The 24,420-nt window shown below is 72.0% G+C and carries 15 protein-coding genes and 1 tRNA gene; 11 read left to right on the top strand and 5 right to left on the bottom strand.

Going from position 1 to position 24,420, the window contains the following annotated elements; all coding sequences use genetic code 11:
* Window positions 1-233 precede the first annotated feature (233 nt).
* Window positions 234-1,784: a DUF7059 domain-containing protein gene (locus DTL70_RS13080; protein WP_484421899.1), complete on the top strand. Its 1,551-nt coding sequence runs from the start codon at window positions 234-236 to the stop codon at window positions 1,782-1,784.
* Window positions 1,785-1,883: 99 nt separating this feature from the next.
* Here the strand turns inward: DTL70_RS13080 and DTL70_RS13075 are convergent, their stop codons facing one another.
* On the bottom strand, window positions 1,884-2,309 hold the full coding sequence (locus DTL70_RS13075; RefSeq protein WP_114022083.1) for a DUF2752 domain-containing protein: 426 nt from the start codon (window positions 2,307-2,309) through the stop codon (window positions 1,884-1,886).
* Window positions 2,310-2,364: 55 nt separating this feature from the next.
* Window positions 2,365-2,763 (bottom strand): TM2 domain-containing protein, encoded by a 399-nt coding sequence (locus DTL70_RS13070; RefSeq protein WP_181860908.1) that lies wholly within the window; start codon window positions 2,761-2,763, stop codon window positions 2,365-2,367.
* A gap of 206 nt (window positions 2,764-2,969) precedes the next feature.
* Between DTL70_RS13070 and topA the strand changes: the two genes are divergently transcribed.
* The 6 genes from topA (at window position 2,970) to DTL70_RS13040 (ending at window position 13,439) form a co-directional block, all read left to right on the top strand.
* Window positions 2,970-5,921: a type I DNA topoisomerase gene (gene topA, locus DTL70_RS13065; RefSeq protein WP_114022082.1), complete on the top strand. Its 2,952-nt coding sequence runs from the start codon at window positions 2,970-2,972 to the stop codon at window positions 5,919-5,921.
* 96 nt (window positions 5,922-6,017) lie between these two features.
* The gene (gene tmk / locus DTL70_RS13060; protein WP_245979353.1) at window positions 6,018-9,350 is read left to right on the top strand and encodes a dTMP kinase; all 3,333 of its coding nucleotides are present in this window, start codon (window positions 6,018-6,020) and stop codon (window positions 9,348-9,350) included.
* 141 nt (window positions 9,351-9,491) lie between these two features.
* Window positions 9,492-10,703, top strand: a complete 1,212-nt coding sequence (locus DTL70_RS13055; RefSeq protein WP_114022080.1) for a DNA polymerase III subunit delta' — start codon at window positions 9,492-9,494, stop codon at window positions 10,701-10,703.
* Between the two features lie 161 nt (window positions 10,704-10,864).
* A complete protein-coding gene (locus DTL70_RS13050; RefSeq protein ID WP_114022079.1) occupies window positions 10,865-12,496 on the top strand; it encodes an alpha/beta hydrolase in 1,632 nt (543 codons plus the stop codon).
* An 80-nt stretch (window positions 12,497-12,576) separates the two neighbouring features.
* Window positions 12,577-12,650, top strand: a tRNA-Thr gene (locus tag DTL70_RS13045).
* Window positions 12,651-12,815: 165 nt separating this feature from the next.
* The gene (locus DTL70_RS13040) at window positions 12,816-13,439 is read left to right on the top strand and encodes a hypothetical protein (RefSeq protein ID WP_181860907.1); all 624 of its coding nucleotides are present in this window, start codon (window positions 12,816-12,818) and stop codon (window positions 13,437-13,439) included.
* A 219-nt stretch (window positions 13,440-13,658) separates the two neighbouring features.
* Here DTL70_RS13040 and DTL70_RS13035 read toward each other — a convergent pair whose 3' ends face one another.
* A complete protein-coding gene (locus DTL70_RS13035; RefSeq protein WP_114022246.1) occupies window positions 13,659-15,383 on the bottom strand; it encodes a chloride channel protein in 1,725 nt (574 codons plus the stop codon).
* Between the two features lie 274 nt (window positions 15,384-15,657).
* Between DTL70_RS13035 and DTL70_RS13030 the strand changes: the two genes are divergently transcribed.
* Window positions 15,658-16,191: a MarR family winged helix-turn-helix transcriptional regulator gene (locus DTL70_RS13030; protein WP_114022077.1), complete on the top strand. Its 534-nt coding sequence runs from the start codon at window positions 15,658-15,660 to the stop codon at window positions 16,189-16,191.
* Window positions 16,192-16,724: 533 nt separating this feature from the next.
* Window positions 16,725-18,140 carry an FG-GAP repeat domain-containing protein gene (locus DTL70_RS13025; protein WP_114022076.1) on the top strand — a complete coding sequence of 472 codons (1,416 nt, stop codon included), beginning with the start codon at window positions 16,725-16,727 and terminating at the stop codon, window positions 18,138-18,140.
* A gap of 44 nt (window positions 18,141-18,184) precedes the next feature.
* On the opposite strand, the gene DTL70_RS13020 is transcribed toward DTL70_RS13025, so the two are convergent.
* Window positions 18,185-19,054: a helix-turn-helix domain-containing protein gene (locus DTL70_RS13020; RefSeq protein WP_245979337.1), complete on the bottom strand. Its 870-nt coding sequence runs from the start codon at window positions 19,052-19,054 to the stop codon at window positions 18,185-18,187.
* 195 nt (window positions 19,055-19,249) lie between these two features.
* Between DTL70_RS13020 and DTL70_RS13015 the strand changes: the two genes are divergently transcribed.
* Together DTL70_RS13015 and DTL70_RS13010 are read left to right on the top strand one after the other, a co-directional pair.
* A complete protein-coding gene (locus DTL70_RS13015; RefSeq protein WP_181860906.1) occupies window positions 19,250-21,025 on the top strand; it encodes an ABC transporter ATP-binding protein in 1,776 nt (591 codons plus the stop codon).
* Window positions 21,022-22,734 (top strand): ABC transporter ATP-binding protein, encoded by a 1,713-nt coding sequence (locus tag DTL70_RS13010; RefSeq protein WP_114022073.1) that lies wholly within the window; start codon window positions 21,022-21,024, stop codon window positions 22,732-22,734. Before DTL70_RS13015 ends, DTL70_RS13010 begins: the two co-directional genes overlap by 4 nt.
* A gap of 440 nt (window positions 22,735-23,174) precedes the next feature.
* Here the strand turns inward: DTL70_RS13010 and DTL70_RS13005 are convergent, their stop codons facing one another.
* Complete coding sequence (locus DTL70_RS13005; protein WP_245979336.1) at window positions 23,175-24,362, bottom strand: DNA cytosine methyltransferase; 1,188 nt, start codon at window positions 24,360-24,362, stop codon at window positions 23,175-23,177.
* Window positions 24,363-24,420 lie beyond the last annotated feature (58 nt).

The following is a 24,420-nucleotide window of genomic DNA, read 5'->3' as shown; positions in this document are numbered from 1 at the left end:
GCGCGCCCCTCGTCCCGCGCTGCTCGCCGCCCGTTGGGAGCGGTTGGCGGTCCGTTCCGCGCTGCTCGCCGCCCGTTGGGAGCGGTTGGCGGACCGTTCCGCGCTGCTCGCCGCCCGTTGGGGGCGGCCGGCGGACCGTTCCGTCCTGCCCGCCGTCCGTTGGGGGCGGTTGGTGGTCTGTTCCGGACGGGCCCGGTCGTGGGTGTGGGCGTATGCGAAGGAGAATGGCGCGGGTGAGAACTGACGCACTGCCCGAGCCCACGCCCGAGAGCACCCGAACGTTGCGGGAGGCGCTGGCCGCGGCCGGGTTCACCGCCGATGGGCTGCTCGATCTGCTGGGCGCCCCCGCCTACGCGGCTCTCGCCCGGGGTGAGACCGTTCCGGCACTCCGTGCCACGCGCGGTGGGGAGCCGCTGGAGACGCTGGTACGGCTCTTCCTGCTCCAGCGGCCTGTCTCCCGTGAACGTGCCGGGGCCGTACTGCCGTTGGACGAGGTGCTGGCCGACCGGTGGCTGGAGCGGGTCACGGACCCGGCCCCGGGCCCGGACCCCGGTCCGGCGGAGCACGTCCGCGCCACCGTGGACGTACGCCCCTACAGTGGTCCGGACGGCGAGGACTGGTGGGTCGTCAGCGATCTGGGCCGCGCGGTAAGCGGGGCGGGTGGCGTGGGCGCCTCGGCGGAGTCCGCCCAGGACGTCGTGCTGGGAGTGGGCGGTGCCTCGACCACGCTGGCCGGGCTCATGGTGACCGCCCCCGTCGCCAGGGCGCTCGACCTGGGGACGGGTTCGGGGATCCAGGCGCTGCACGCCGCCCGCTTCGCCTCCCACGTCACCGCCACCGACCTCAACCCGCGCGCGCTGCGTTGCGCCCGCCTGACCATGGCGCTGTCGGGCGTGCCCGAGCCGGAGGTGCGCCAAGGGTCGCTGTTCGAGCCGGTGGCGGACGCGGAGCCGTACGACCTGATCGTCTCCAACCCGCCGTTCGTGATCTCTCCGGGTGCCCGCCTGACCTACCGGGACGGCGGCATGGCGGGCGACGACCTGTGCCGGTCTCTCGTCGAGCAGGCGGCCGGCCGTCTGGCCCCGGGCGGCTACTGCCAGCTGCTGGCCAACTGGGAGCACCGTGAGGGCCGGGACTGGCGGGAGCGGGTGGCGGCGTGGGTGCCGCCGGGGTGCGACGCGTGGATCGTGCAGCGGGAGACGCAGGACGTCACGCAGTACGCGGAGCTGTGGCTGCGGGACGCGGGTGATCACCGCGGCGATCCGGCCGTGTACGAGGAGCGCTACGACGCCTGGCTGGAGGAGTTCGCGGCGCGCGGTACGCAGGCTGTCGGGTTCGGCTGGATCACGCTGCGCCGCAGTGGCGCCGAGCGGCCCTCGGTGCTGGCCGAGGAGTGGCCGCACCCGGTCGAGCAGCCGCTGGGCGAGGTGATCCGCGCGCACTTCGCACGGCAGGACTTCCTGCGCCTCACGAACGACGCGGCGCTGCTGGAGCACCGGTACGTGCTCGCGGACGAGGTCGTGCAGGAGGAGATCGGCGAGCCGGGCGCGGAGGACCCGCAGTATGTGGTGCTGCGGCAGAACCGCGGGATGCGGCGCGCGATGACGGTGGACACGGTGGGTGCCGGGTTCGCGGGGGTGTGCGACGGCACGCTGAGCGCCGGGCGCATCCTGGAGGCCATCGGGGAGCTGCTCGGAGAGGACGTGGGCGAGCTGCGTGCCCGTACGCCGGAGTCGCTGCGGCTGCTGGTGGAGCGGGGCTTTGTGACACCGGTCGCGGACTGAGACCGCCACTGTCACCGAAGCGGTGCCGGGTGTCGAGGTGACGCCCTGGCGTCAGTGGCGTCGGGTACCTGGCGTCCTGGTGCCGGCCGGCGCCGGGGCCTACAGCAGGTTGCGGGTCACCGTCCAGGCGACGGCGGCGCTCAGGACGGCGACCGTGCCCCGGGTGCTCATCCGGGGCGCCCAGCGGCGGCCGCGGAGACCTTCCCACAGCCAGCGCGCCGAGAGGTATCCGGCGACGGGCAGGCCGACCGTCAGCAGGGCCGCGTTGTCGTGCAGCGCCGTCGTGAGGTCGCCGTGCAGGAGGTCGTAGACCATGCGGGTGCCGCCGCAGGCCGGGCAGAGCAGTCCGGTGGCCCAGTTGAAGGGGCAGCGCGGTAGCAGGCCGCCGGGTTCGTGCGGGTCGGTGTCCCACAGGTAGCAGGCGCCGACGAGGCCGGCCGCCGCTGTCGCCAGCGGCGGGGCGGCCGGGTGGGAGAGGGCGGCGCGGAGTCGGCCCACAGCATCAGGGACGTTGGTGTTCGCCATGTGGCCGGTGCCTCCCCTCGTGTCGCGCAGCCCTCCCCCTGGGCTCGCGCCGGTCTCAGCCACGCAGGATGCGGCCGTCGCTGTCGGTCCGGTCGTCGCTGGTCAGGAAGAGGATCCCGTCGATCAGGGCCCAGATGCCGAAGCCGCCGCAGGTGAAGAGCTGGGCTATGCCCATGCCGACGTGGCCGGTGTAGAAGCGGCCGATGCCCAGGCCGCCGACGAAGAGCTGGAGCACGCCGGCGACGATCTTCGACTTGTGCGAGAGCGGCCGTCCGTACGGGTCGTAGCCGTACGGGGCGTTCGGGTCGCCGGCGTACTGGCCTGGCATGGGGGCCATCGGCTGCTGCTGCGGGTAGCCGTAACCGGGCGCTCCCGGCTGTCCCGGCGGCTGGTTGTAGGGGTTCTGGCCCGGCTGCTGGGGATAGCCGTAACCGGGCTGGTTGGGATTGGACACAAGACCTCCGAGGTCGAGCGGTACCTGGTGATGTGCCCCCGACATGTTGCCAGAGCCGTCGGGCGGCGCCACGGCTGGTTGTCGGGTTACCGTTCGAGTGGCGTTGCCGACTTTTCCCGTTTGACATGGGGGCGGGAGGTACCGTCACACTCCGCAGCGATACCGATGCGATACAGATAGCAGCCGACCGGAGAGAAGAGCAGAAGTTGTCCCCGACCCACGAGACAGCAAACGGCGGGCGCCGACTCGTGATCGTCGAGTCGCCTGCCAAGGCCAAGACGATCAAGGGCTATCTCGGCCCTGGTTACGTCGTCGAGGCCAGCGTCGGGCACATCCGTGACCTCCCCGGCGGTGCGGCCGAGGTTCCCGCGAAGTACAAGGGTGAGCCCTGGGCCCGGCTCGGTGTCAACGTCGACCACGACTTCGAACCCCTCTATGTCGTCAACAGCGACAAGAAGGACCAGGTCAAGAAGCTCAAGGAGCTGCTGGCCGACTCCGACGAGCTCTACCTCGCCACTGACGAGGACCGCGAGGGCGAGGCCATCGCCTGGCATCTGCAAGAGGTGCTCAAGCCGAAGGTCCCGGTCAAGCGGATGGTCTTCCACGAGATCACCAAGGACGCGATCCAAAACGCCGTCCGCAATCCGCGCGCGCTCAACCAGCGGCTGGTGGACGCGCAGGAGACGCGGCGGATCCTCGACCGGTTGTACGGGTACGAGGTCTCTCCGGTGCTGTGGAAGAAGGTCATGCCGCGGCTGTCGGCGGGCCGCGTGCAGTCCGTGGCCACCCGGCTGGTCGTCGAGCGGGAGCGGGAGCGCATGGCGTTCCGTTCCGCCGAGTACTGGGATCTGACCGGCACGTTCGCGGCGGGGCAGGCGGGGGATGCCTCGACGGGAGCGGGCCGCGGCGCGGCCGGGGATCCGGGGACGTTCGGTGCCCGGCTGACCACCGTGGACGGCCGCCGTGTCGCCCAGGGCCGCGACTTCGGCTCGGACGGGCAGCTCAAGGACCCGGCCGCGGTGCTGCACCTGGACGAGGAGGGTGCGGGCGCCCTGGCCGCGGCGCTGGAGGACACGGACTTCTCGGTCCGTTCCGTGGAGTCCAAGCCCTACCGCCGCTCGCCGTACGCGCCTTTCCGTACGACCACCCTCCAGCAGGAGGCGAGCCGCAAGCTGGGCTTCGGCGCGAAGTCCACCATGCAGGTGGCGCAGAAGCTGTACGAGAACGGCTTCATCACGTACATGCGTACGGACTCCATCACGCTCTCCGACACCGCCGTGTCCGCGGCGCGCGCCCAGGTCACCCAGCTGTACGGCGCCGACTACCTGCCGGACAAGCCGCGCACCTACGCGGGCAAGGTCAAGAACGCGCAGGAGGCGCACGAGGCGATCCGCCCCTCGGGGGACCGCTTCCGCACCCCCGCGGAGACGGGTCTGACCGGCGACCAGTTCAAGCTGTACGAGCTGATCTGGAAGCGGACCGTCGCCTCCCAGATGAAGGACGCCGTCGGGCAGTCCGTCACCGTCAAGGTCGGCGGCCGGTCGGCCGACGGGCGGGACGCCGAGTTCAGCGCCACCGGCAAGATCATCACCTTCCACGGTTTCCTCAAGGCCTACGTCGAGGGCGCCGACGACCCCAACGCCGAGCTCGACGACCGTGAGCGGCGGCTGCCCCAGGTATCCGAGGGCGACCCGCTGCGCGCCGAAGAGATGTCGGTGGACGGCCACGCCACCAAGCCGCCGGCCCGCTACACGGAGGCGACGCTCGTCAAGGAACTGGAGGAGCGCGAGATCGGCCGCCCCTCCACCTACGCCTCGATCATCAGCACGATCCTGGACCGGCGCTACGTCTTCAAGAAGGGCACCGCGCTGGTGCCGTCCTTCCTGAGCTTCGCCGTCGTCGGGCTCCTGGAGAAGCACTTCGGCCGGCTGGTCGACTACGACTTCACCGCCAGGATGGAGGACGACCTCGACCGCATCGCCGCCGGGAACGCGGAGGCGATCCCGTGGCTGCGGCGCTTCTACTTCGGTGAAGGTAGCGACGGCGGCGACGGCCAGTCCGCCACGGCCACCGGCGAGGCCGCCGCGGCAGGCAACGGTGACGGCGACCACCTAGGCGGTCTCAAGGAGCTCGTCTCCGACCTCGGCGCCATCGACGCCAAGGGCGTCTCCTCCTTCCCCGTCGGAGAGGGCATCACCCTGCGGGTGGGCCGCTACGGCCCGTACGTGGAGGGCCCCAGCCAGCAGGAGGGCGAGCCGGGCCAGCGCGCCGACGTGCCCGACGACCTGCCGCCGGACGAGCTGACCGTCGAGTACGCCAAGGAGCTGCTGGCCAAGCCCAGTGGCGACTTCGAACTCGGCACGGACCCGGAGACGGGCCGGCCCGTCGTCGCCCGCGACGGCCGCTACGGCCCCTACGTCACCGAGGTGCTGCCCGAGGGCACGCCGAAGACCGGCAAGAACGCGGTCAAGCCGCGCACCGCGTCGCTCTTGCGTTCCATGACGCTGGACACCGTCACGCTGGAGCAGGCGCTCAGGCTGCTGTCGCTGCCCCGGGTCGTCGGTGTGGACCCGGAGTCGGGCAACGAGATCACGGCCCAGAACGGCCGGTACGGCCCCTACATGAAGAAGGGGACGGACTCGCGCTCGCTGGAGAGCGAGGAACAGATCTTCACGATCACGCTGGAGCAGGCGCTGGAGATCTACTCCAAGCCCAAGCAGCGCGGCCGTGCGGCGGCCAAGCCGCCGCTGAAGGAACTGGGCAACGACCCGACCACGGAGCGCCCCGTCGTGGTCAAGGACGGCCGCTTCGGCCCGTACGTGACCGACGGCGAGACCAACGCGACGCTGCGGCGTGACGACGAGGTCGAGTCGATCACCCCGGAGCGGGGCTTCGAGCTGCTGGCGGAGAAGCGGGCGAAGGGCCCGGCGAAGAAGTCTGCCGCGAAGAAGTCCTCGGCGAAGAAGACGGCGGCGAAGAAGTCGCCTGCCAAGAAGGCGACGGGGAAGACGGCCGCGAAGAAGACGGCGACCAAGACGGCCGCTGCCAAGACGGCGACGAAGAAGACGGCGGCGAAGAAGACGGCGGGCAAGAAGGCCGCCGCTTCCCAGGGCGCGGCTTCCGGAAGCGCGGCGAAGGGGACGTCCCCCGAGGAGTAGGACGCGGGGGAGGCGTTCGGGGAACCGGCCGGTGTTCACACGGATGTTCGGGTACGCATCCGGTTGGCGGCGCCCTCCCTATACGCTGGCGGGATGATGTCTTCGCCCCCAACCGCTCCGGACGACTCCCTCGCCGCGGAATCCCGCGAGGGCGCCGTGACCGCGCTGTTGCGTTTCCCGCCGCTGAGGCGGCTGTGGACGGCGCAGTTCACCAGTGGGATCGGCGACATGCTGGCCCTTCTGGTGCTGCTGTTGTTGGCGATGCAGGCGGCGGCCGTGCGCGGCGTCGCGGGAGACCCGGTCTTCGGCGGCGGATACCGCGGCATGGCGTTCGTCGTCGCGGTCGTCTTCGGGCTGCGGCTGCTGTCCACGCTGCTGTTCGGCGCCGTCCTGCTGGGCCCCGTCTCCGCGCTGGTGAGCGGCGTCGTCGGCAAGGGCGGCGCCAAGCGCGTGGCAGGCCCCGGCGGGGCTGCGGACTCCGCTGAGAAGGACACCACCGGGACAGCGGCAGCGCGCGACAAGGACGCACCGAAGCAGGACGGTGACGCGCCGAAGAAGGACGACACGCCGAAAAAGGACGACGCGCCGAAGAAGGTCCTCGACCGGCGCTGGACGCTGTTCGGCGCCGACGTCCTGCGGGCGATCGCCCTGGTCATCGCGCCGCTGTGGATCGACTGGACGCCCGGCAACGCCTTCCTCATCCTGCTGATCACCGTCTTCGTGGCGGGCACCGCCGAGCGGCTGTCCACCGTGACGCGGGACAGCGCGGCCCCGGCCCTCCTGCCGGCGGCGCCCGTGGAGGGCGCTGCCGTGCGGCCGCTGCCCGACCACCACGACGCGCTGCGCCGCCTGTGGCTGCGCACCGGCTTCGTGGCCCTGCCGCTGGCGGCCGCCGGGCTGGTGGTCGTCACGCTCGTCAGCAACCTGCTCGGCACGGGCATCGACTGGTTCGGCTCGCACCAGGCCGCGCTCGCCTCGTACGTGGCGGCGGGCCTGTTCGCCGCCGCGGCGGCCGTCGGCTACTTCCTCGAACTCCCGGACACCCGCACCCCGCGCCCCCGTTCCCCGCTGGAGGGGCTGCGCCGGCCCAGCACCGGATCGGGTACCGACAAGGGCCGTACGGGCGCCGTGCCGCTGCTGGTCCTCGCGGGCGCCGCCGTCAGCGGGGCGATCGCCGCGGCCGTCGCGCTCGCTCCGCTGCACGCCGCCGACCTGGGCGGCGGGCCCGTCGCGTTCGGGCTGCTGGCGCTGATGCTGACCGGTGGCACCGCCGCCGGCATCAGGCTCGCCCCGCACACGCTGCCGTCGCTCTCCCGCCGCCGCCTGCTCGCGCTCGTCACCGGTCTGACCGGTGTCGCGCTCCTCGCGGCCGGGCTGGTCTCCGACACCGCGACCGTCATCGGCCTCGCACTGCTCGCCGGACTGGGCGGCGGCATCGCGGCCAACACCCTGCACACCCTGCTCGACCAGGAGACCGAGGACTTCCGCCGCACCCGCACCACCGAGCACCTGCAGGCCGTCGTACGGCTGTCGCTCGCGCTGTGCGCCCTGATCGCGCCCGTCGTGGCCGCGCTCATCGGGCCGCACCGGGTGGAGGACGGCGCCTTCGTCTTCGACCACGGAGGCGCCTCGTTCACCCTGATGCTCGTCGGCGCGCTGCTGCTGCCCGTCGGCGCGATCCTGCTGGGACGGACCGACGACCGGCAGGGCGTACCGCTGCGCCGCGACCTCGTGGAGGCGTTCGGCGGCGCCCGTCCCCGGCAGGCACCCGCGGCCGACGGCTTCTTCCTCGTCCTGGAGGGCGGCGACGGCGCCGGCAAGTCCACCCAGGTCGAGGCGCTGGCCGAGTGGATCAGGGCGAAGGGCCACGAGGTCGTCGTCACCAAGGAGCCCGGCTCCACACCCGTCGGCAAGCGGCTGCGCTCCATCCTGCTGGACGTCTCCTCCTCCGGGCTCTCGCACCGCGCGGAGGCACTGCTGTACGCGGCGGACCGTGCCGAGCACATCGCCACCGTCGTGCGCCCCGCGCTGGAGCGCGGCGCCGTGGTCCTCTCCGACCGGTACGTCGACTCCTCCGTCGCCTACCAGGGCGCCGGGCGCGACCTGTCGCCGACCGAGATCGCCCGTATCTCCCGCTGGGCCACCGAGGGCCTGGTGCCGCACCTGACCGCGCTGCTCGACATCGCACCCGAGACGGCACGGGAGCGCTTCACCGAGGCTCCCGACCGGCTGGAGTCCGAACCGGCCGAGTTCCACCAGCGGGTGCGCTCCGGCTTCCTCACCCTCGCCGCGGCCGACCCCGCCCGCTACCTCGTCGTCGACGCCGGACAGGAGCCCGAGGCCGTCACGACGGTCATCCGCCACCGCCTCGACCAGGTGCTTCCGCTCTCCGAAGCCGAGAAGAAGGCCCAGGAGGAGGCGCGCAAGCGCGCCGAGGAGGAAGCCCGCAGGAAGGCCGAGGAAGAGGCCCGCCGCAAGGCGGAAGAGGAGCGCAAGGAACGCGAGCGCCAGGAACAGCTGGAGAAGCTGCGCCGCGAGGAGGAGGAGCGCAAGCGCCGCGAGGCCGAACTGGAACGCCAGCGCGAGGAGGCGCGGCGCGCCGAGGAGGCACGCAAGCAGGCCGAGGAGGCCCGCCGCATCGCCGAGGAGGAACGCGAGCGCCGCGAGGCCGAACAGCGTGCCTACGAGGAGGAACAGGAGCGGCTGCGCAAGCGCGCCGAGGAGGAGAAGCGGCTCCGCGCCGAGGCGGAGGAGCGGCGCCGCGAGCGCCAGCGCAAGGCGGAGGAGGCCTTGCTGCGGGCGGAGGAGACGCGCCGCGCCGCGGAGGCGGAGGCCGCGGCCAAGGCACAGGCCAAGGCGAAGGCGGACGCCGAAGCGGAGGCCGCGGCCAAGGCCGCATCCCGGACCGAGGCGGGGACGGCGTCCGAGGCGAAGGCCCCCGCGAAGGCGGACGCCGACGAGACGACCGCGACGACACCGGTCCAGCCCGCTTCCGCGCCTGACGGCTCCGAGGCCGACACCGCACAGATTCCGCAGGTGTCCGACCGGGGCGAACCCTCCGCCGCGCAGCCGGACGCCGAGGACACGGCGCAGCTGCCGCGCCCCGCGGTGGCGCCCTCCGCGGGGGACGAGACGACGGTGCCGCCGAAGGTGTCCGAGGACGAGACGACGGTGCTGCCGAAGGTGTCCGAGGACGAGACCACCGTGCTGCCGAAGGTCTCCGAGGACGCGGGGGAGGACCGTACGCGCGAACTCCCCCAGGTCGAGGAGAACGGCCGCCCACGTCCCTCCTGGGCTGAGGACACCCCCATGGACGACGCCCCCACGCTGGCGGACAAACTCCTGGGTCCGCACGACGACCACGACGCCCACAACGCTCAGGACGAACAGGGCGACCAGGACGCAGACGGTCACCAGCGCCGCCGATGACGCTCCCGCCGGCTCCCGCGCCGCGCTGAACCCGGACCGCCGTCCGACAGCGCGGCACTGCGGGAGCCGGCGCAGCCACCCCGCGGCGTGACGGTGGTGGACGGTGCCCGGGTGTCACCGGCATCCGGGACAATGGTCCGTATGGCGGTGTGGGACGACCTGGTCGGACAGGACAGGGCGGTGGGGCAGCTGACGGCTGCCGCACGGGACGCCGACGCGTACGTGACGGCGGAAGCCGCGGAGGGCGGGTCGGCCGACCTCTCCGGCTCCGCGATGACCCATGCCTGGCTCTTCACGGGGCCGCCGGGCGCGGGCCGCTCACAGGCGGCTCGCGCGTTCGCCGGGGCGCTCCAGTGCGTCAGCCCGGACAGGGCGCTGGGCGGCAGCCCGGGGTGCGGTTTCTGCGAGGGCTGCCACACGACGATGGTCGGCACCCACGCGGACGTGACCGTCGTCCGTACGGACCTGCTGTCCATCGGCGTGAAGGAGACCCGCGCGCTGGTGCGGGAGGCACAGCTGTCGCCGGCGGGCGGCCGCTGGCAGGTGATCGTCCTGGAGGACGCCGACCGCCTCACCGAGGGCGCAGGCAACGTCCTGCTGAAGGCCGTCGAGGAGCCCGCGCCGCGCACGGTGTGGCTGCTGTGCGCGCCGTCCACCGAGGACGTGCTGCCGACGATCCGGTCCCGCTGCCGCCACCTGGCGCTGCGCACACCCCCGGTGGACGCGGTCGCGGACCTGCTGATGCGGCGGGACGGCATCGACCCCGACCTGGCCAGGTTCGCCGCACGGGCCACCCAGGGCCACATCGACCGTGCGCTGCGGCTGGCCACGGACGAGCGGGCCCGCGCCCGACGCCAGGCGGTGCTGAAACTGCCGGCCCGTGTCGAGGAGGTGGGCAGCGCGCTGCGGGCCGCGCAGGAACTGCTCGACGACGCCGCCGAGGACGCCAAACAGGTGGCGGAGGAGCTGGACGCCAAGGAGACCGAGGAGCTGCGCACCGCACTCGGCGCCGCGGAGGGCAAGCGGCTGCCGCGCGGCACGGCGGGTGCGATGAAGGAGCTGGAGGACAAGCAGAAGCGGCGTGCGACCCGAACCCAGCGCGACTCCCTCGACCTGGCGCTCACGGATCTGACGGCCTTCTACCGTGACGTGCTGGCCCGCCAGTTGGGCTCTGCGGTCGCTCTCGCACACGACGATCCCTCGGCGCCCGTCGACCGGCTCGTCACCACCTCGCGTCCGGAGCAGACGCTGCGCCGTATCGATGCGGTATTGGAGTGCCGCCGGGCGCTCGACCGCAACGTGGCGCCCCTGCTGGCGGTCGAGGCGATGACGATGGCACTGAGAGCGGGCTGACGGCGTCGGGGGCGGCGCGGAGCGGGCTGACGGCGTCAGGGCCGGCGCGTCAGCCCTTTGGTGCGCCAGGGGCTGACGCGCCAGGTGGGCCCGGCGGGCGGACGGCACGACAGCACAGTGGGTAGGCTCGCGTGGACGTGCCGCCAGCGGAGGGATGCCCGATGAGTCAGCAGCCACCCGGCCCCCGAGCCCGTACCGCGCGGGGTCCCCGTCGGGTGGCCGCGGCCGTCCTGGCGGTGACGGCTCTGATGTTGTCGGGCTGCTCGTCCGAGGACGGCTCCGACAGTCCCGGTTCCGACCCCTCGGGCGCGCACGCGGGCGCAGACGCCCCGCCACTCAAGCCGCTCTCGGAGTCGATTCCGGACAACCTGCGCCCGTACTACGACCAGAAGCTGTCGTGGCGCAAGTGCGGAATCGAAGGCTTCGAGTGCGCGTCGCTGCGGGTGCCGCTGGACTACGACGAACCCGGCGACGGCCCCGACGACACCGGGCACAGCGTGCGCCTGGCCGTCACCCGGTCCGAGCCGCAGGGCGGCGGGGGCAAGCCGAAGGGCGGGTCGCTGCACGTCAACCCGGGCGGTCCTGGCGGCTCGGCGATCGACTACGTGCAGCAGGCGGCGGGCCTCGCGTACCCGCCGAAGGTGCGCGACCACTACACGCTGGTCGGCATGGACCCGCGCGGCGTCGGCCACAGCGAGCCGGTCGAATGCCTGAGCGACAAGCAGATGGACTCCTACACGCGCGTCGACCAGACCCCGGACTCCGAGAAGGAGACGGACGCCCTCACCGCCGCCTACGAGCGCTTCGCCAAGGGCTGTGAGAAGCGCTCGGGCAAGCTGCTGGGCCACGTCTCGACGACGGAGGCCGCCCGCGACATGGACGTCCTGCGCGGCGTACTCGGCGACAAGAAGCTCAACTACGTCGGAGCCTCCTACGGCACCTACCTCGGCGCCACCTACGCGGGCCTGTTCCCGAAGCGCTCCGGCCGCCTGGTGCTGGACGGCGCCATGGACCCGTCGCTGTCCGCGCGCCGCGTCAACAAGGAGCAGACCGCCGGCTTCGAGACGGCGTTCAAGGCCTTCGCCAAGGACTGCGTCGGCCAGTCCGACTGCCCCCTGGGCACCGGCAGCGTCAGCGAGGCGGGCGAAGAGCTGGGCGACTTCTTCGAGAAGGTCGACCGCAAGCCACTCAAGACCGGCTCCTCCCGCCCGCTGACCGAGTCGCTGGCCACCACGGGAGTGATTCGCGCCATGTACGACGAGGGCTCCTGGCCCCAGCTGCGCGAGGCACTGGCGGCCGGCAAGAAGGGCGACGGGGCACCGCTCCTCGCCCTCTCCGACGACTACTACGAGCGCGGCCCCGACGGCGAGTACAGCAACATCATGTACGCCAACCCGGCCGTCAACTGCCTCGACGCACCCCCCGCCTTCTCCGACGCGGCCGCGGCCCGCAAGGCGGTCCCCTCCTTCGAGAAGGCCAGCCCCGTCTTCGGCCGCAACTTCGCCTGGGCGGCGCTGAACTGCGCTCAGTGGCCGGTGAAGCCCACGGGCGAACCGCACCGGATCGCCGCCAAGGGCGCCGACCCGATCGTCGTCGTCGGCACCACCCGCGACCCGGCCACCCCCTACCGCTGGGCCCAGGGCCTGGCGGGCCAGCTCTCCTCGGCCCGCCTGGTCACCTACGAGGGCGACGGCCACACCGCCTACCTGCGCGGCAGCGACTGCGTCGACTCCGCCGTCACCTCCTACCTCGTCCAGGGCAAGCCCCCCAAGAACGGCACCACCTGCCACTGACCCCGGCCCCCGTCCCGACCACCCCCACAAACCCTGTAGACTTGTCGCCGCAGCGGCCCCCACACTGGTCGCACGCACCCGCCGCCTTAGCTCAGTCGGCCAGAGCGACGCACTCGTAATGCGTAGGTCAGGGGTTCGACTCCCCTAGGCGGCTCATCTGAAGCCCAGGTCACATGCCCCGTGACCTGGGCTTTGTTGTGAGCTGGGCGCATGCGGGCCGTCAGTGAGGGATGCATGTCATGAACGGGTGGAACACCGCGGTCGGGGAGGTTGGGCTCGGCGCGGCAGCACCTTGCGTACGGGGCGAACGGGGGAGCGCATGATGTCCGGAACAGAGTTGCCTGGTGCACAGGGGCAGGCGCAGCCGCGTGCGGCAGGGCGGCCTCTTTCGTCTGCCCAGCGGAAGAAGGCGGGGATCGCCGCGTTCTTCGCCGTGCTGGCGTTGGTGTCCGGCGTCGGGCTGCTCAAGACGGACTACCTCGATGTGAAGAGCGTCGTCGAGGAGGCGAAGCCGGGCGTCTTCACCCTGGACCGGTGCGAGCACAGCGGAGGCACCGACCAGGGTCCCAGTACCTTCTGCTACGGAGACTTCCGCTCCAGTGACGGGGAGTTGGAGCTGACGGACGTCCCGTTGAAGGAGAGTCACGACGCCGAGGGGACGGAGGCCGGCGAGGCCTTCCCGGCACATGCCCTGCGGCCGGACGTGGGCCCCGCCGAGGTGTTCCGCACCGATGACCAAGGCGAGAGCGACTTGGCGATGCGGGGCATCGGCGCACTGGGACTGGCGCTCCTCGGCGTGATGCTGGGCGGTTTCGCGGGGCGGATGATGATGGGGCCGGGACCGGCGCGATCCCGGCTCGGTGCCTGGCTGGGCTTCGGCACGGTGGTGTCCTTGCTGCTGTGGCTGATCGGGAGGGGCACCGGGGGCGGGTTCTGGGCCTGAGGTGTTTCGCGGATCGTGCTCAGGTCTGGCCGGCGCCGGTACGGCTCGAGGGTTTGGCTGTTGGTGCCGGGAGTGTTCTCCAGCACCTGTGGGGTCTCCGTGGTCCCTCAACCCGTCAGTGCGCTCTGGGCTCCCGACCGAGCCCCGTTCCCTCTTCCTGCCAGGCGGCACAGCCTGCACCGTTCGCATGCATGGGCTGCCCCGTTGGGAGGGCGACAGTCACTCGTGGGCCGGCTGTGCCTGGGACGGCGCGTGGAGTGCCCGTAGTGCGCTTTGGTGGGTGAGCCACCCGACGAGGCGGGTGTGGTCGGCTCCGAGGACGGGCAGGCCCGTGCTCGGAGAGTTGACCAGGGCGTGTAGGGCGTTGCCCAGTCGCATGTCGGCGGTGACGGGGCCGGGGAGCTCGGCCACGTCCTGCGCGGTGGCCGCGGGGTGTGATGCCTCGTCGCCGGGCTTGGAGAGGGCCTCGGTGACGGTACGGGCGGTGAGGACACCCAGGTAGCGTTCATCGGTGTCGAGTACGGGCAGCACGCCGTGCTCGGAGGACCTGAGTTGGTCGGCCGCCTCCGCCAGTTCCGTCGATCCCTTGAGCGGGGTCGGCACCGGCTCCATCACCGAGGAGACGAGTTGGTTGCCCAGCTTCGCGCCCGGAGCCGACCCGGGGGCGTGCATGTCGACACCGCGCCGTGTCAGCTTGAGCGTGTAGACGGTGTCTCGGCTGAGGAGCCGCGAGGTCAGGGTGGCCAGCACGATGGCGAGCATCAGCGGCAGAATGATCGAGTACTCGCCGGTCAGTTCGAAGAGGATGACCACTGCCGTGATGGGTGCGCGGGCCGCGCCCGCGAAGGTGGCACCCATGCCGACCAGGGCGTATGCGCCGACGGCGCCCGCGAGGCCGGGCAGCGCGTTGTGCGTCACGATGCCGTACGCGGCGCCCAGCATCGCGCCGATGAAGAGGCTCGGGGCGAAGACACCGCCGGAGCCGCCGATGCCGATGGTAAGGCTGGTGGCCAGGATCTTGCCGGCGAGGAGGAGCAGCAGGAAGCCGATGACGTACGTGCCCTCGGTCGCCCGCTCCAGGACGGGGTAGCCCACTCCGTACATCTGCGGGAGAGCCAGCAGGAGCCCGCCCAGCAGCAGTCCGCCCGCGGCCGGGCGCAGCCACTCGGGGCCGCGGAGCTTGCTCCAGACCCAGTCGCAGATGTCCTCGACGAGGTAGAGGATCCGGGTGAAACCCACGCCGACCGCGCCGGCGACGACGCCGAGGAAGGCGAAGAGGCCGTACTGCGCGAGGTGGTCGAGGTGGAAGGGCGGCAGGGTGAGGAAGGCGGTGTCACCGAAGGCGGCGCGGCCGATCACGCTGGCGGTGACGCTTGCCAGGACGGCCGCGCCGAACGCCTCGACGCTGAAGGCGCCCAGAATCAACTCCATGGCGAAGAAGACGCCGGCCAGCGGGGCGTTGAAGGTTGCGGCGATGCCGCCCGCCGCGCCGCAGGCGACCAGCAGTACGTGCCGCTCCTCGGGGAGCCTGACGATCCGGCCGAGCGTGGAACCGAGTGCTGAGCCCACCTGGACGATGGGCCCCTCGCGCCCGACGGAACCGCCGGAGCCGATGGTCAGTGCGGAGGCCAGCGACTTGACGACTGCGACGCGTGCGTTGATACGGCCGCCGCGCTGCGCGACCGCCAGCATCACCTCGGGGACGCCGTGGCCGCGGGCCTCCTTCGCGAAGCGGTCCACGAGCGGCCCGTACAGCAGTCCGCCGACGACGGGCGCGAGGACGACGAAGAAGGCGCCGAGCCAGGGTATGTGCGGGTTGCCGTGGTGGGCCGTGGCGGAGTAGTCGGCGTGCCCGGAGAAGAGTCCGGTGAAGAACTGGATCAGCCACCGGAACACGATCGAGCCCAGCCCTGCTCCGGCTCCGACGGCCACGGCCATCACCATGACGGCCCAGGGGGCCGCGCGGAGCCGAGCCATGGGCGGCCAACGCCTGGCCACGTCGACGGGCCCTGGTGCGGCGGCACTGTCACCGCCGGTGGCTGCTGTCTTCGTCGTGTGGTGCGTGGTGCGGTCCTCCGTCACCTGTTCCACGGTCGTGGCGTCTCCCTTCCGGATGGGGTCTTTCGCCTATCTTATATTTGCACAAGGCAAAACGTGTACAGGGCAAAGGTTGCGCCCGGAGGCGCGGACCGTCCGCGATCCGAGATAGAAAGAGGGCATGGCGACAGGTGACAGGGCGGGGCTCGAGCCGGGCGCGCGCGATGCCGACGCGGTGACGAACGCCGTCATGACCGCGTCCCGGCTGCTGGTGGCGGTATCCGCACGCTCACTGGCGGCTGTTCAGGACCAGGTGACGCTGCCGCAGTTCCGGCTGCTCGTCATGCTGGAGCAGCGCGGGCCGGGCAAGCTCGTGGGACTGGCCCAACAGCTGGGCGTCAATCCGTCCACCGCCACCCGCATGATCGATCGCCTCTATGCGAGCGGCTTCGTCGACCGGCAAGCCAATCCCGGCAACCGGCGTGAGAACCTGTTGGCGCTCACCGAAGCCGGCCACCGGATCGTCAGCGAGGTCACCGCACGCCGCCGCGCCGAGATCGACGCGATCGTCTCCCGGATGGAACCGGGGCAGCGTAGCGCTCTCGTCGAGGCACTCACGGCCTTCTCCGAGGCAAGCGAGGACGCCCCCGTCCGCACCCACGGCCGCGACCTGTACCCGCTCGGCTGGTCCGAGACGCCACCCGTGGAGACGTAGCCGGCGCGGGCCACCGACCGAACGGAGCGTGCGCCGGCGACCGAGCACAGCGTGCGCCAGGCGGCGAGGCCGCCCCGGCCCTCTGCGGCTGAGCCGCTCTTGCGTGAGCTGTGAGTGCCGGTGTCTCGCGGCCTGCCGAGCCCGGATGCCACCGGTCAGCGACGAGGCGTACCGGATCGGCTCAGGCGGACGGGCGTTGCCGTGTCCCGCGAAGGGCGACGGGACGAGGTACGGCGAACCGCCTTCCTCGCTGTGCCACACAAGGGCCGATTTTCGTGAACCTCTTGCGGTCGCACGGCATCTCATCTGGTGTAGCGGACCAGCGGACTCGATGGGCTCTCCCCTCGGCGAAGAGGAACTACTCGGCTCGGGGGGAGAGCCGTTGAGGCTTGCGACCGTACGTGCCGTAGAACCGTCCCGGTATGCGAAGGAAGCAGCGCATGAGTCATAGAAGACGCCTGGCCGAGCGTGGTGGGGTTCGGCCCCGCGGAATATCGGCGGCCCGCCTCACGACCATCGGGGCCGCCCTTGTGATGGCGACCGTCGGGGGGCTGACCACCGGGGTGTTCGCGCACCCGCAGCAGGCGAGTGCGACGGAGCAGGGAGAACAGCCGTCCGCGAAGAAGGCGGATGTGGCGGAGGACCTCAACGGGGACGGTTACGCGGACCTGGTGAGCGGCGCTCCCGGGGGGACCGTCAGCGGCAAGGCGAAGGCCGGGTATGTGGCTGTCACCTACGGTTCGGCCAAGGGTCTCGACACCTCGAACAAGCGGTTGGTGAGCCGTTCGACGAGCGGAGTGCCCGGGTCGGCCACTGCCAAGCAGGAGTTCGGGAAGTCCTTCAGCAAGGGGGACCTGGACGGTGACGGTTACGCCGACCTGGTCGTCGGGTCGGCGGATGCTTCGTCCGGCAGTGTCATCCTGTGGGGTTCGGCCAAGGGGCTCACCGGGGGGACGGCCATACCCGGGTTCGGGACGACGCCGCAGATCGGCGACTTCGACGGCGACAAGAAGGCCGACCTCGCCCTGCTGGGCGACCCGGGGTCGAGCGGTGACGACCCGGTCAAGCAGCCTGCGGCCCTGTGGAAGGGGCCTGTCACCCGGTCCGGGACGCCCGCCGAGAAGCTCGACTTCCTGGACAGGTCCGAGTGGGACGACGAGAACAACAGCGCCACCTCGATCAGCGGCCCCTCGACGGTGCGTGGCGTGGCCGACGTCAATGGTGACGGCCGGCAGGACCTCACCTTCCGGCGCTACGAGGGCGACGGCGTGTACAGCAGTGACGCCCTTCTCGGCAGCCCGTCCGGCTTCACCGTGTCCACCGGTCCGGACGACGGTGGCGGGGACCTGGACGCGGGTGATGTGGACGGCGACGGCTACGACGATCTCGTGGTGAGTGGCGGCAGTGACCTGTTCGACGAGGTCACGGTCGTCTTCGGTGCGAAGGACGGCCTGTCCGACAGCCGTCGGCAGACGTTCGACCAGAGTCTCGAGGGCTTCCCCGGCGAGGCGCCCTCGGACGGTGAGATGCTCGGCTCCTGCGTCTCGGTCGCGGACGTGACCGGCGACGGCCGCGCCGAGGTCGCCCTGGGTATCCGCTGGAAGGACAGCGGGGACAAGACCGACGCGGGCGCGGTCGCCCTGCTGCACGGCTCCGAGGCGGGGGTGACGGGCCGAGGCAGCCAGCTGTTCGACCAGGACACCGCGGGAGTGCCCGGGGTCGCCGAGGAGAACGACGAGTTCGGCGCGGCCTGCGCCCTGCTCGACGTCGACGGTGACGGACACCGCGACCTCAACGTGTCCTCGACGGAGGAGAACGACTCTTCCGGCGCGGTGTGGTCGCTCCGTGGCACGGCCACGGGCCTGACGACGGACAACGCCACCTCGTTCGGGCCGAGCGATCTCGGCGCGCCCGTGGACGGGGCACAGCTCGGAAGCTCGATTCGCTGAACCGGTTGCGCCGGGCGTCCGCCCGGCGCAACCGCCGCCACGGGTCAGCCGAGCCGCGGTACGTGGTCGGCCCACGCGAGGTCGTCGGGGGGTACCAGGGTGAGGCCGGCGAGGCGGGAGGGGGTCACGCCGGAGAACGCCACCACGTCGCGGTGCAGGTGGGACTGGTCGGTGTAGCCGCAGTCGGCCGCGACCCGGGCCGCCTCCTGTCCTTGGGCCAGGAGGGTGGCGGCCCGGTCGAAGCGGACGAGGCGTACCGCGCGCTTGGGCGGGAGCCCGATCCGCGCGTGGAAGCGGGACCACAGCCGCTTGCGGCTCCAGCCGAGTTCGGCGGCCAGTCCGCTGATCCGGACGTGGTGGTGGTCGGCGAGGATGCGGTCCCAGGCCCAGGCCAGTTCCGCTTCGATGCCCGGCTGTGCGGCGGACCTGCGGGCCAGGAGTGTCTCGACCAGGGCGAAGCGTTCTTCCCAGGTTGCGGCCGCGCCCAGTTGGCCGGCGAGGCGCGCTGCCTGCCGGTGGCCCCACAGGTCGGCGAGGGGCACCACGGTGCCTTCCAGGTCGGCCGGTTCCACGCCGAGTACCTCGCGCGCGATCACGGGGGAGAGGCGGACCTGCATCCACTCGACGTGTGCGGCCTGTATGCGCGCCGCGCCACCGGAGCCGAATCCGAGCCCGGTGACCAGGCTTCCGGACTGCCGTCGCCCGGTGTGGTCGTGGATGACGGGTGCGCCGTCGCCGCAGGCCAGTGCCAGTGTCATGACCGGGTGCGGGTCGATCCTGTGGTCGACCGGCGCCGGGCCGCGGTCGCTGAACCCGGACAGGACGACGCCGGGCACGCGGCTGGGTCTGACGGGGCGGGCGAGGTCCCAGACGGCGTCGTTTTCGCGCGCGTGCGCGGCCGCGGCAGTTGGCACGAGCGCCATGGTACGTGGGCACTCATGCGCGGGCCTCGGCACGCAACCCCCGGCACGCAACCCCCGGCACGCAGATCCCGTCGCGCAGATCCCAGTTCACGCGAGCCCCGCTGCCCCCCAGGCCCCGGCGCGCGAGCCCGTCGACGGGAACATTCCTCCAATCCCTCGGTGTGCACCGGCGCCGAGGGTAGGCGCATGCCTGTTACCCCAACCGCTCGGCCGCCGGGCGTCAGACGCCTGGTGCGCCCGTACGCGGGCGGCTTCGCCGCCGTCGTGTCCCTGCAGATCATCGGTGCCGTCGCCGGTCTCCTGCCGCTGCTCGCGGTCGTCGCGCTGGGCCGGACGCTGCTGGCGCCCGGCCCCGCTTCTCCCGGGCACGTCCGCGGCGTCGTCGTCGCGGGCGCGGCCGGTCTCTTCGTGCGGCTGCTGTTCACGGCCGCGTCGTCCGGCGTCGGGCACCTGCTCGACGGCCATGTGCAGCTGTCGTTGCGCCGGCGACTGGCCGCGGTTTTGGGGCGGGTGCCGATCGGCAGGCTGTCGCGGTGGCGCGGCGGCGAGCTGGCGAAGCTGGTCGGTGAGGACGTCAGCGCGGTGCATCCGGTGATCGCGCACGCGCCCGGGGAGTTGGTGTCGGCGTTCGTGGTGCCGCTGGTCTCGCTGGCCTACCTCGTCACCGTGGACTGGCGGTTGACGCTGATCACGCTGGTTCCCGTGCTGCTGGCCGTGGCACTGGTGCCGCTGATGATGACGCGGGAGCGGCTGCGGGAGCAGCGGGAGTACGACGCGGCCATGGGGCGGATCGCGGGCTCGGTCGTCGAGTTCGTGCAGGGCATCGCGGTGGTCAAGGCGTTCGGCGGCGCCGAGCGCGCGCATCGCGAGTTCCGCGGTGCCGTGGACGACTTCACGCGCAGTTTCTCCGCGATGGTGCGCGGCCTGTCCGGCGTCGCGGCGGGGATGCAGGTGGCGCTGTCGCCGCCGTTCGTGCTGCTGGCGGTGCTGGTCGGCGGCGCGTACCGGATCACAGGTGGCGGCCTGGCGCCGGCCGATCTGCTGCCTTTCCTGCTGCTCGGCCTGGGGCTGACGGCTCCGGTGGCCGCGCTCGGGCACGGTTTCGACGACGTGCAGGCCGCGCGGCGGGCCCTGGGCCGGATCCGTGACGTGCTCGCCGAGCCGGCGCTGCCCGAGCCGGTGCGACCGGTCGCGCCGCGGGGGCACCGGGTGGAGTTGCGCGGGGTGCGCTTCGGGTACGAGGCCGAGCGCGAGGTTCTGCGCGGTGTGGACCTCGTGCTCGAGCCCGGCACGGTGACCGCGGTCGTCGGCCCTTCGGGGAGCGGCAAGTCGACGCTGGTGCGGCTGCTGCCCCGGTTCGTCGACCCGGACCAGGGCGCGGTGCTGCTCGGCGGCGTCGACCTGCGCGAGGTGGGCAGCCGCGAGCTGTACCGGAGGGTGTCGTTCGTCTTCCAGGACGTACGGCTGCTGCGCGCCTCGATCGCCGAGAACATCGCCCTGGCCGTACCGCACGCCGGCCACGACGACATCGTCCGCGCCGCCCGGCTGGCCGACATCCACGAGGTGATCCTCGCTATGCCGCGCGGCTACGACGCGGTGATCGGTGAGGACGCCCGGCTGTCGGGCGGCGAGGCGCAGCGCCTCTCGCTCGCCCGCGCCCTGCTCGCCGAAGCGCCCGTGCTGGTCCTCGACGAGGCGACCGCCTTCGCCGACCCGCGCACCGAGGCGACGGTACGCGAGGCGCTGGCGCTGACCCGGGGCGCGCGCACGACGCTCGTCATCGCCCACCGGATGGAGACGATCGCGGACGCCGACACCGTCGTCATGCTGCGTGACGGGGAGATCGTCGAGCGCGGCACCCCCGCGGAACTGCGCGCACGCGGCGGAGAGTTCGCCGCGTTCTGGCGGCTGCACGCCGGTGTGGCCGAGACCGGTGCGACAGGAGTGGGGGAGACCCGATGATCACCATGCTGCTGCGCGTGCTCGGCCCCGAGTACGCGGGGCGGGTGCGCCGCACCGTCGCCCTCATGACCGCGACCGCCCTCGCCGAAGGCCTCTCGTACGCCCTGCTGGTCCCCGTGCTGCGGGCGTTGTTCGGCGGTTCGCCCGACGACGCCCGGCCCTGGCTGCTCGCCTTCGGCGCCGCTGTCGCGGGCTACGCGGTGCTGCGTTACGTCAGCGACCGGTCCGGCTTCCGCGCCGGGACCACGATGCTGCACGGCATGTACGTCCGGCTCGGCGAGCACCTCGCCCGGCTGCCGCTGGGCTGGTACAGGCCGGGCCGCGTCGGCGAGGTGTCCGTCCTGGCGAGCCAGGGCGTCCTCAAGGCGATGAGTGTGATCGCGCACCTGCTGGCGCCGTTCATCTCCGCCTGCGTGACGCCGCTGACGATCGTCGGCGTGATGCTCGTCTTCAGCTGGCAACTGGGCCTCGCAGCGCTGGCCGCCGTGCCGGTCGTCGCCGCGGTCCAGCTCCGCACGGCACGTGCCACCACCGCCACCGACACCGAGCGCGTCGCCCGCGAACGCGAGGCCACAGGGCGCGTCATCGAGTACCTCCAGGCGCAGCCCGTGCTGCGGGCCGGCGGCCGCACCGCCGAGCGCTTCGGGCTGCTCGACGACGCCCTCGCCGGCCAGCAGCACGCCTCCCGCCGGGCCACGCTCTCGGCGCTGCCCGGCGTGCTGGGGCTGGCGGCCACCGTGCAGGCGGTGTTCACCGGGCTGCTCGCCCTGGGCGCCTACCTCGCTCTCGGCGGGGACCTCGGCGCGGCCGAGGTCCTGGCCGTCCTGGTGCTCGCCGCCCGCTGCGCTGACCCGCTGCTTTCGCTCGCCGAGATCGGCGGCAGCCTGCGCGCCGCCCGCGCAGAGCTGGCCCGCCTCGATCAGGTGCTGCGCATCGAGCCGCTGCCGGAGCCTGCCGTACCGCTCCGGCCGAGCGGCCATGACGTGGAGTTCGACGCCGTCACCTTCCGCCACGGCGGCCGCACCGTGACCGACGCGGTGTCGCTGTCGGTACCCCAGGGCGGGCGGCTGGCCGTCGTCGGCCCGTCGGGCGCGGGCAAGAGCACCCTGCTGCAACTGCTCGCCCGCTTCTACGACGTGGACGCCGGCGCCGTGCGGGTCGGAGGCGTGGACGTGCGGGAGATGGCGACGGCGGAGCTGATGGAGCGCGTCGCCATCGTCTTCCAGGACGTCTACCTCTTCGACGGCACCATCGAGGACAACGTGCGCCTCGGCCGTCCGGACGCGACCGGCGCCCAGGTGCGTGCCGCCGGTGCCGCGGCGCTGCTGGACGACGTGGTCGAGCGGCTGCCCGGCGGCTGGTCGGCGCACGTCGGCGAGGGCGGCGCGCTGCTGTCCGGCGGCGAGCGGCAGCGCGTCGCGCTCGCACGGGCCCTGCTCAAGGACGCGCCCGTCGTGCTGCTGGACGAGGTGACCTCCGCCCTCGATCCGGTCAGCGAGGCCGCCGTGCACACCGGGATCGAGCGGCTGATGAAGGGCCGCACGGTGGTGATGGTCGCACACCGGATGCGCACCGTCCGCCGCGCCGACCGGGTCGCCTTCCTGGACGGCGGCCGCGTCGTCGAGCAGGGCAGCCACGACGCGTTGCTGCGGCAGGGCGGGCGGTATGCCGAGTACTGGGATCTCACGGTGGGGGCGGGAAAAGGGTGAGACCGGGTCACTTCCGGTCACCAGGACGGCGTGTGTTCTCGGCGACCGTACGCGCGCTGCCGCCGTAGCCGTCGTCAGCGCGTGCCGCGATGACGCAGGGACACGGTGGCCGCACAGGCTGGACGGGCCGTACGTTCGCGATGAACACGACCCGCGTCGATCAACGCGATCCGGGGAGTGATCGGCGACAGGTCAGCGCGGACGTGGGCGCGTCCGCCGGAATCGCGTCTTTCGAGGAGGTGTCTCATCCCCTGGAACAGGGGTAGAAGCAGCGGTTCGTGGACCCCGTAACCGAGCTTGTGGCCGGTAGGTCGATGGTTTCAGCGCTTCCGATTGGCGACGGGACGTCGACCTAGAGGTAGCCGAGCCACGTGGGCAGGTCAAGCAGGACGCGCTCAGTACGACGCATGCCCCCCTCACGAAGGCGGCCGCCGGCATGCTCAGAAACGCAGTTGCACAGGCCCGTCGCGCAGAGCGGCGTAGATTGCTCCGGCAAGCGCGTGGGCCAATTGCACCGGAACTGCGTTTCCGATCTGTCGACCGATGTCGATCTTGCTTCCGCACCATCGGAACGTGTCCGGGAAGCCCTGGATCAGGGCCGCTTCGTAATGCGTGATCGGCCGCCAGGCGAAGGGGTGCAGGTAGCGGCCCTTCTCCGGCTTGTAGAACTCCGTGCGGATCGTCACCGACGGCCTGTCCCAGTACATGCGGCCCATGACGTCGTGCGACCCTGTGCGGTGAGCGATCCACTTCGGTGTGGACAGGTGGTCGGGCAGATCGTGCCGGTTGCCGCCCGGAGGGATCGCTTTGTAACGGGCCAGTGAGTGTTCGGTCGGTTGCCTGCCGATGTGCAGTTCCGGTGTCGTGTAGTACCCCGGAAGTTCGTGGTCGCCGAGAGGATTGCATGTGCGCACCGGTAGCTGGGTGCTCTCCGTGGGCAGCAAAGTTTTCGCGAAGACCGACGGGCCTACCCCGATCCAGGGGGCTGTACCATCCGAGCCCGACGGCGTGCGGGCATGGGACCGGGCAGGGTATGTGAGCCCCTTCAGGGCGTGCTCGTCGCGGTGAACCCCGATGACGATGGCACGACGGCGGGCTTGCGGAGCACCGTAGTCCGCAGAGTTCAGGACGGCATGTTCCACGAGTTCGTACTGCCTGAGAGGGCCGTCGGGCTTCTCCGTCGCGGCGTGCAGAGCAGCGAACTCAGGTGAACGCAGGAAGCCCTCGACGTTCTCGATGACGAAGATCTTCGGCTGAACCTCGTTGACCACTCGCACGTACTCGCGCCAGAGCTGGTTGCGCGGGTCGTTCGCATCTTCGAGACCGAGCGTCGAGAAGCCTTGACAGGGCGGCCCGCCAAGCACGACGTCCGCATGGATGCCCAGCTCACCCGGACGCCACTCCTGGATGTCGCCGGCCTGCACGTGGTGTCCGTGCCCGTCGTTCCCGCCGAAGTTCGCAGCATAGGTGGAGGCGGCCGCTCTGTCGTGCTCCACGGCGGCGACCGTGCGGAAAGCACCGGATCGGTGACCGTCTGGGCGGAACGAGGTGAATCCCTGAGTGAAACCCCCGCAGCCGGCGAAGAGATCAACGACCTTGATCGGGTTCGGGACGAGGTCATTGATCACGGGAGGATTGTATCCGCTGGTGCGACCGGCCGGACAGCGGAGTGCGACCTGCCGGCCG

The sequence above is a fragment of the Streptomyces diacarni genome (assembly GCF_003323715.1).
In the GTDB taxonomy this organism is placed as follows: Bacteria; Actinomycetota; Actinomycetes; order Streptomycetales; family Streptomycetaceae; genus Streptomyces; species Streptomyces diacarni.
Note: the sequence above shows the minus strand (reverse complement) of the source record. Positions and strands in the feature narration are given on the sequence as shown.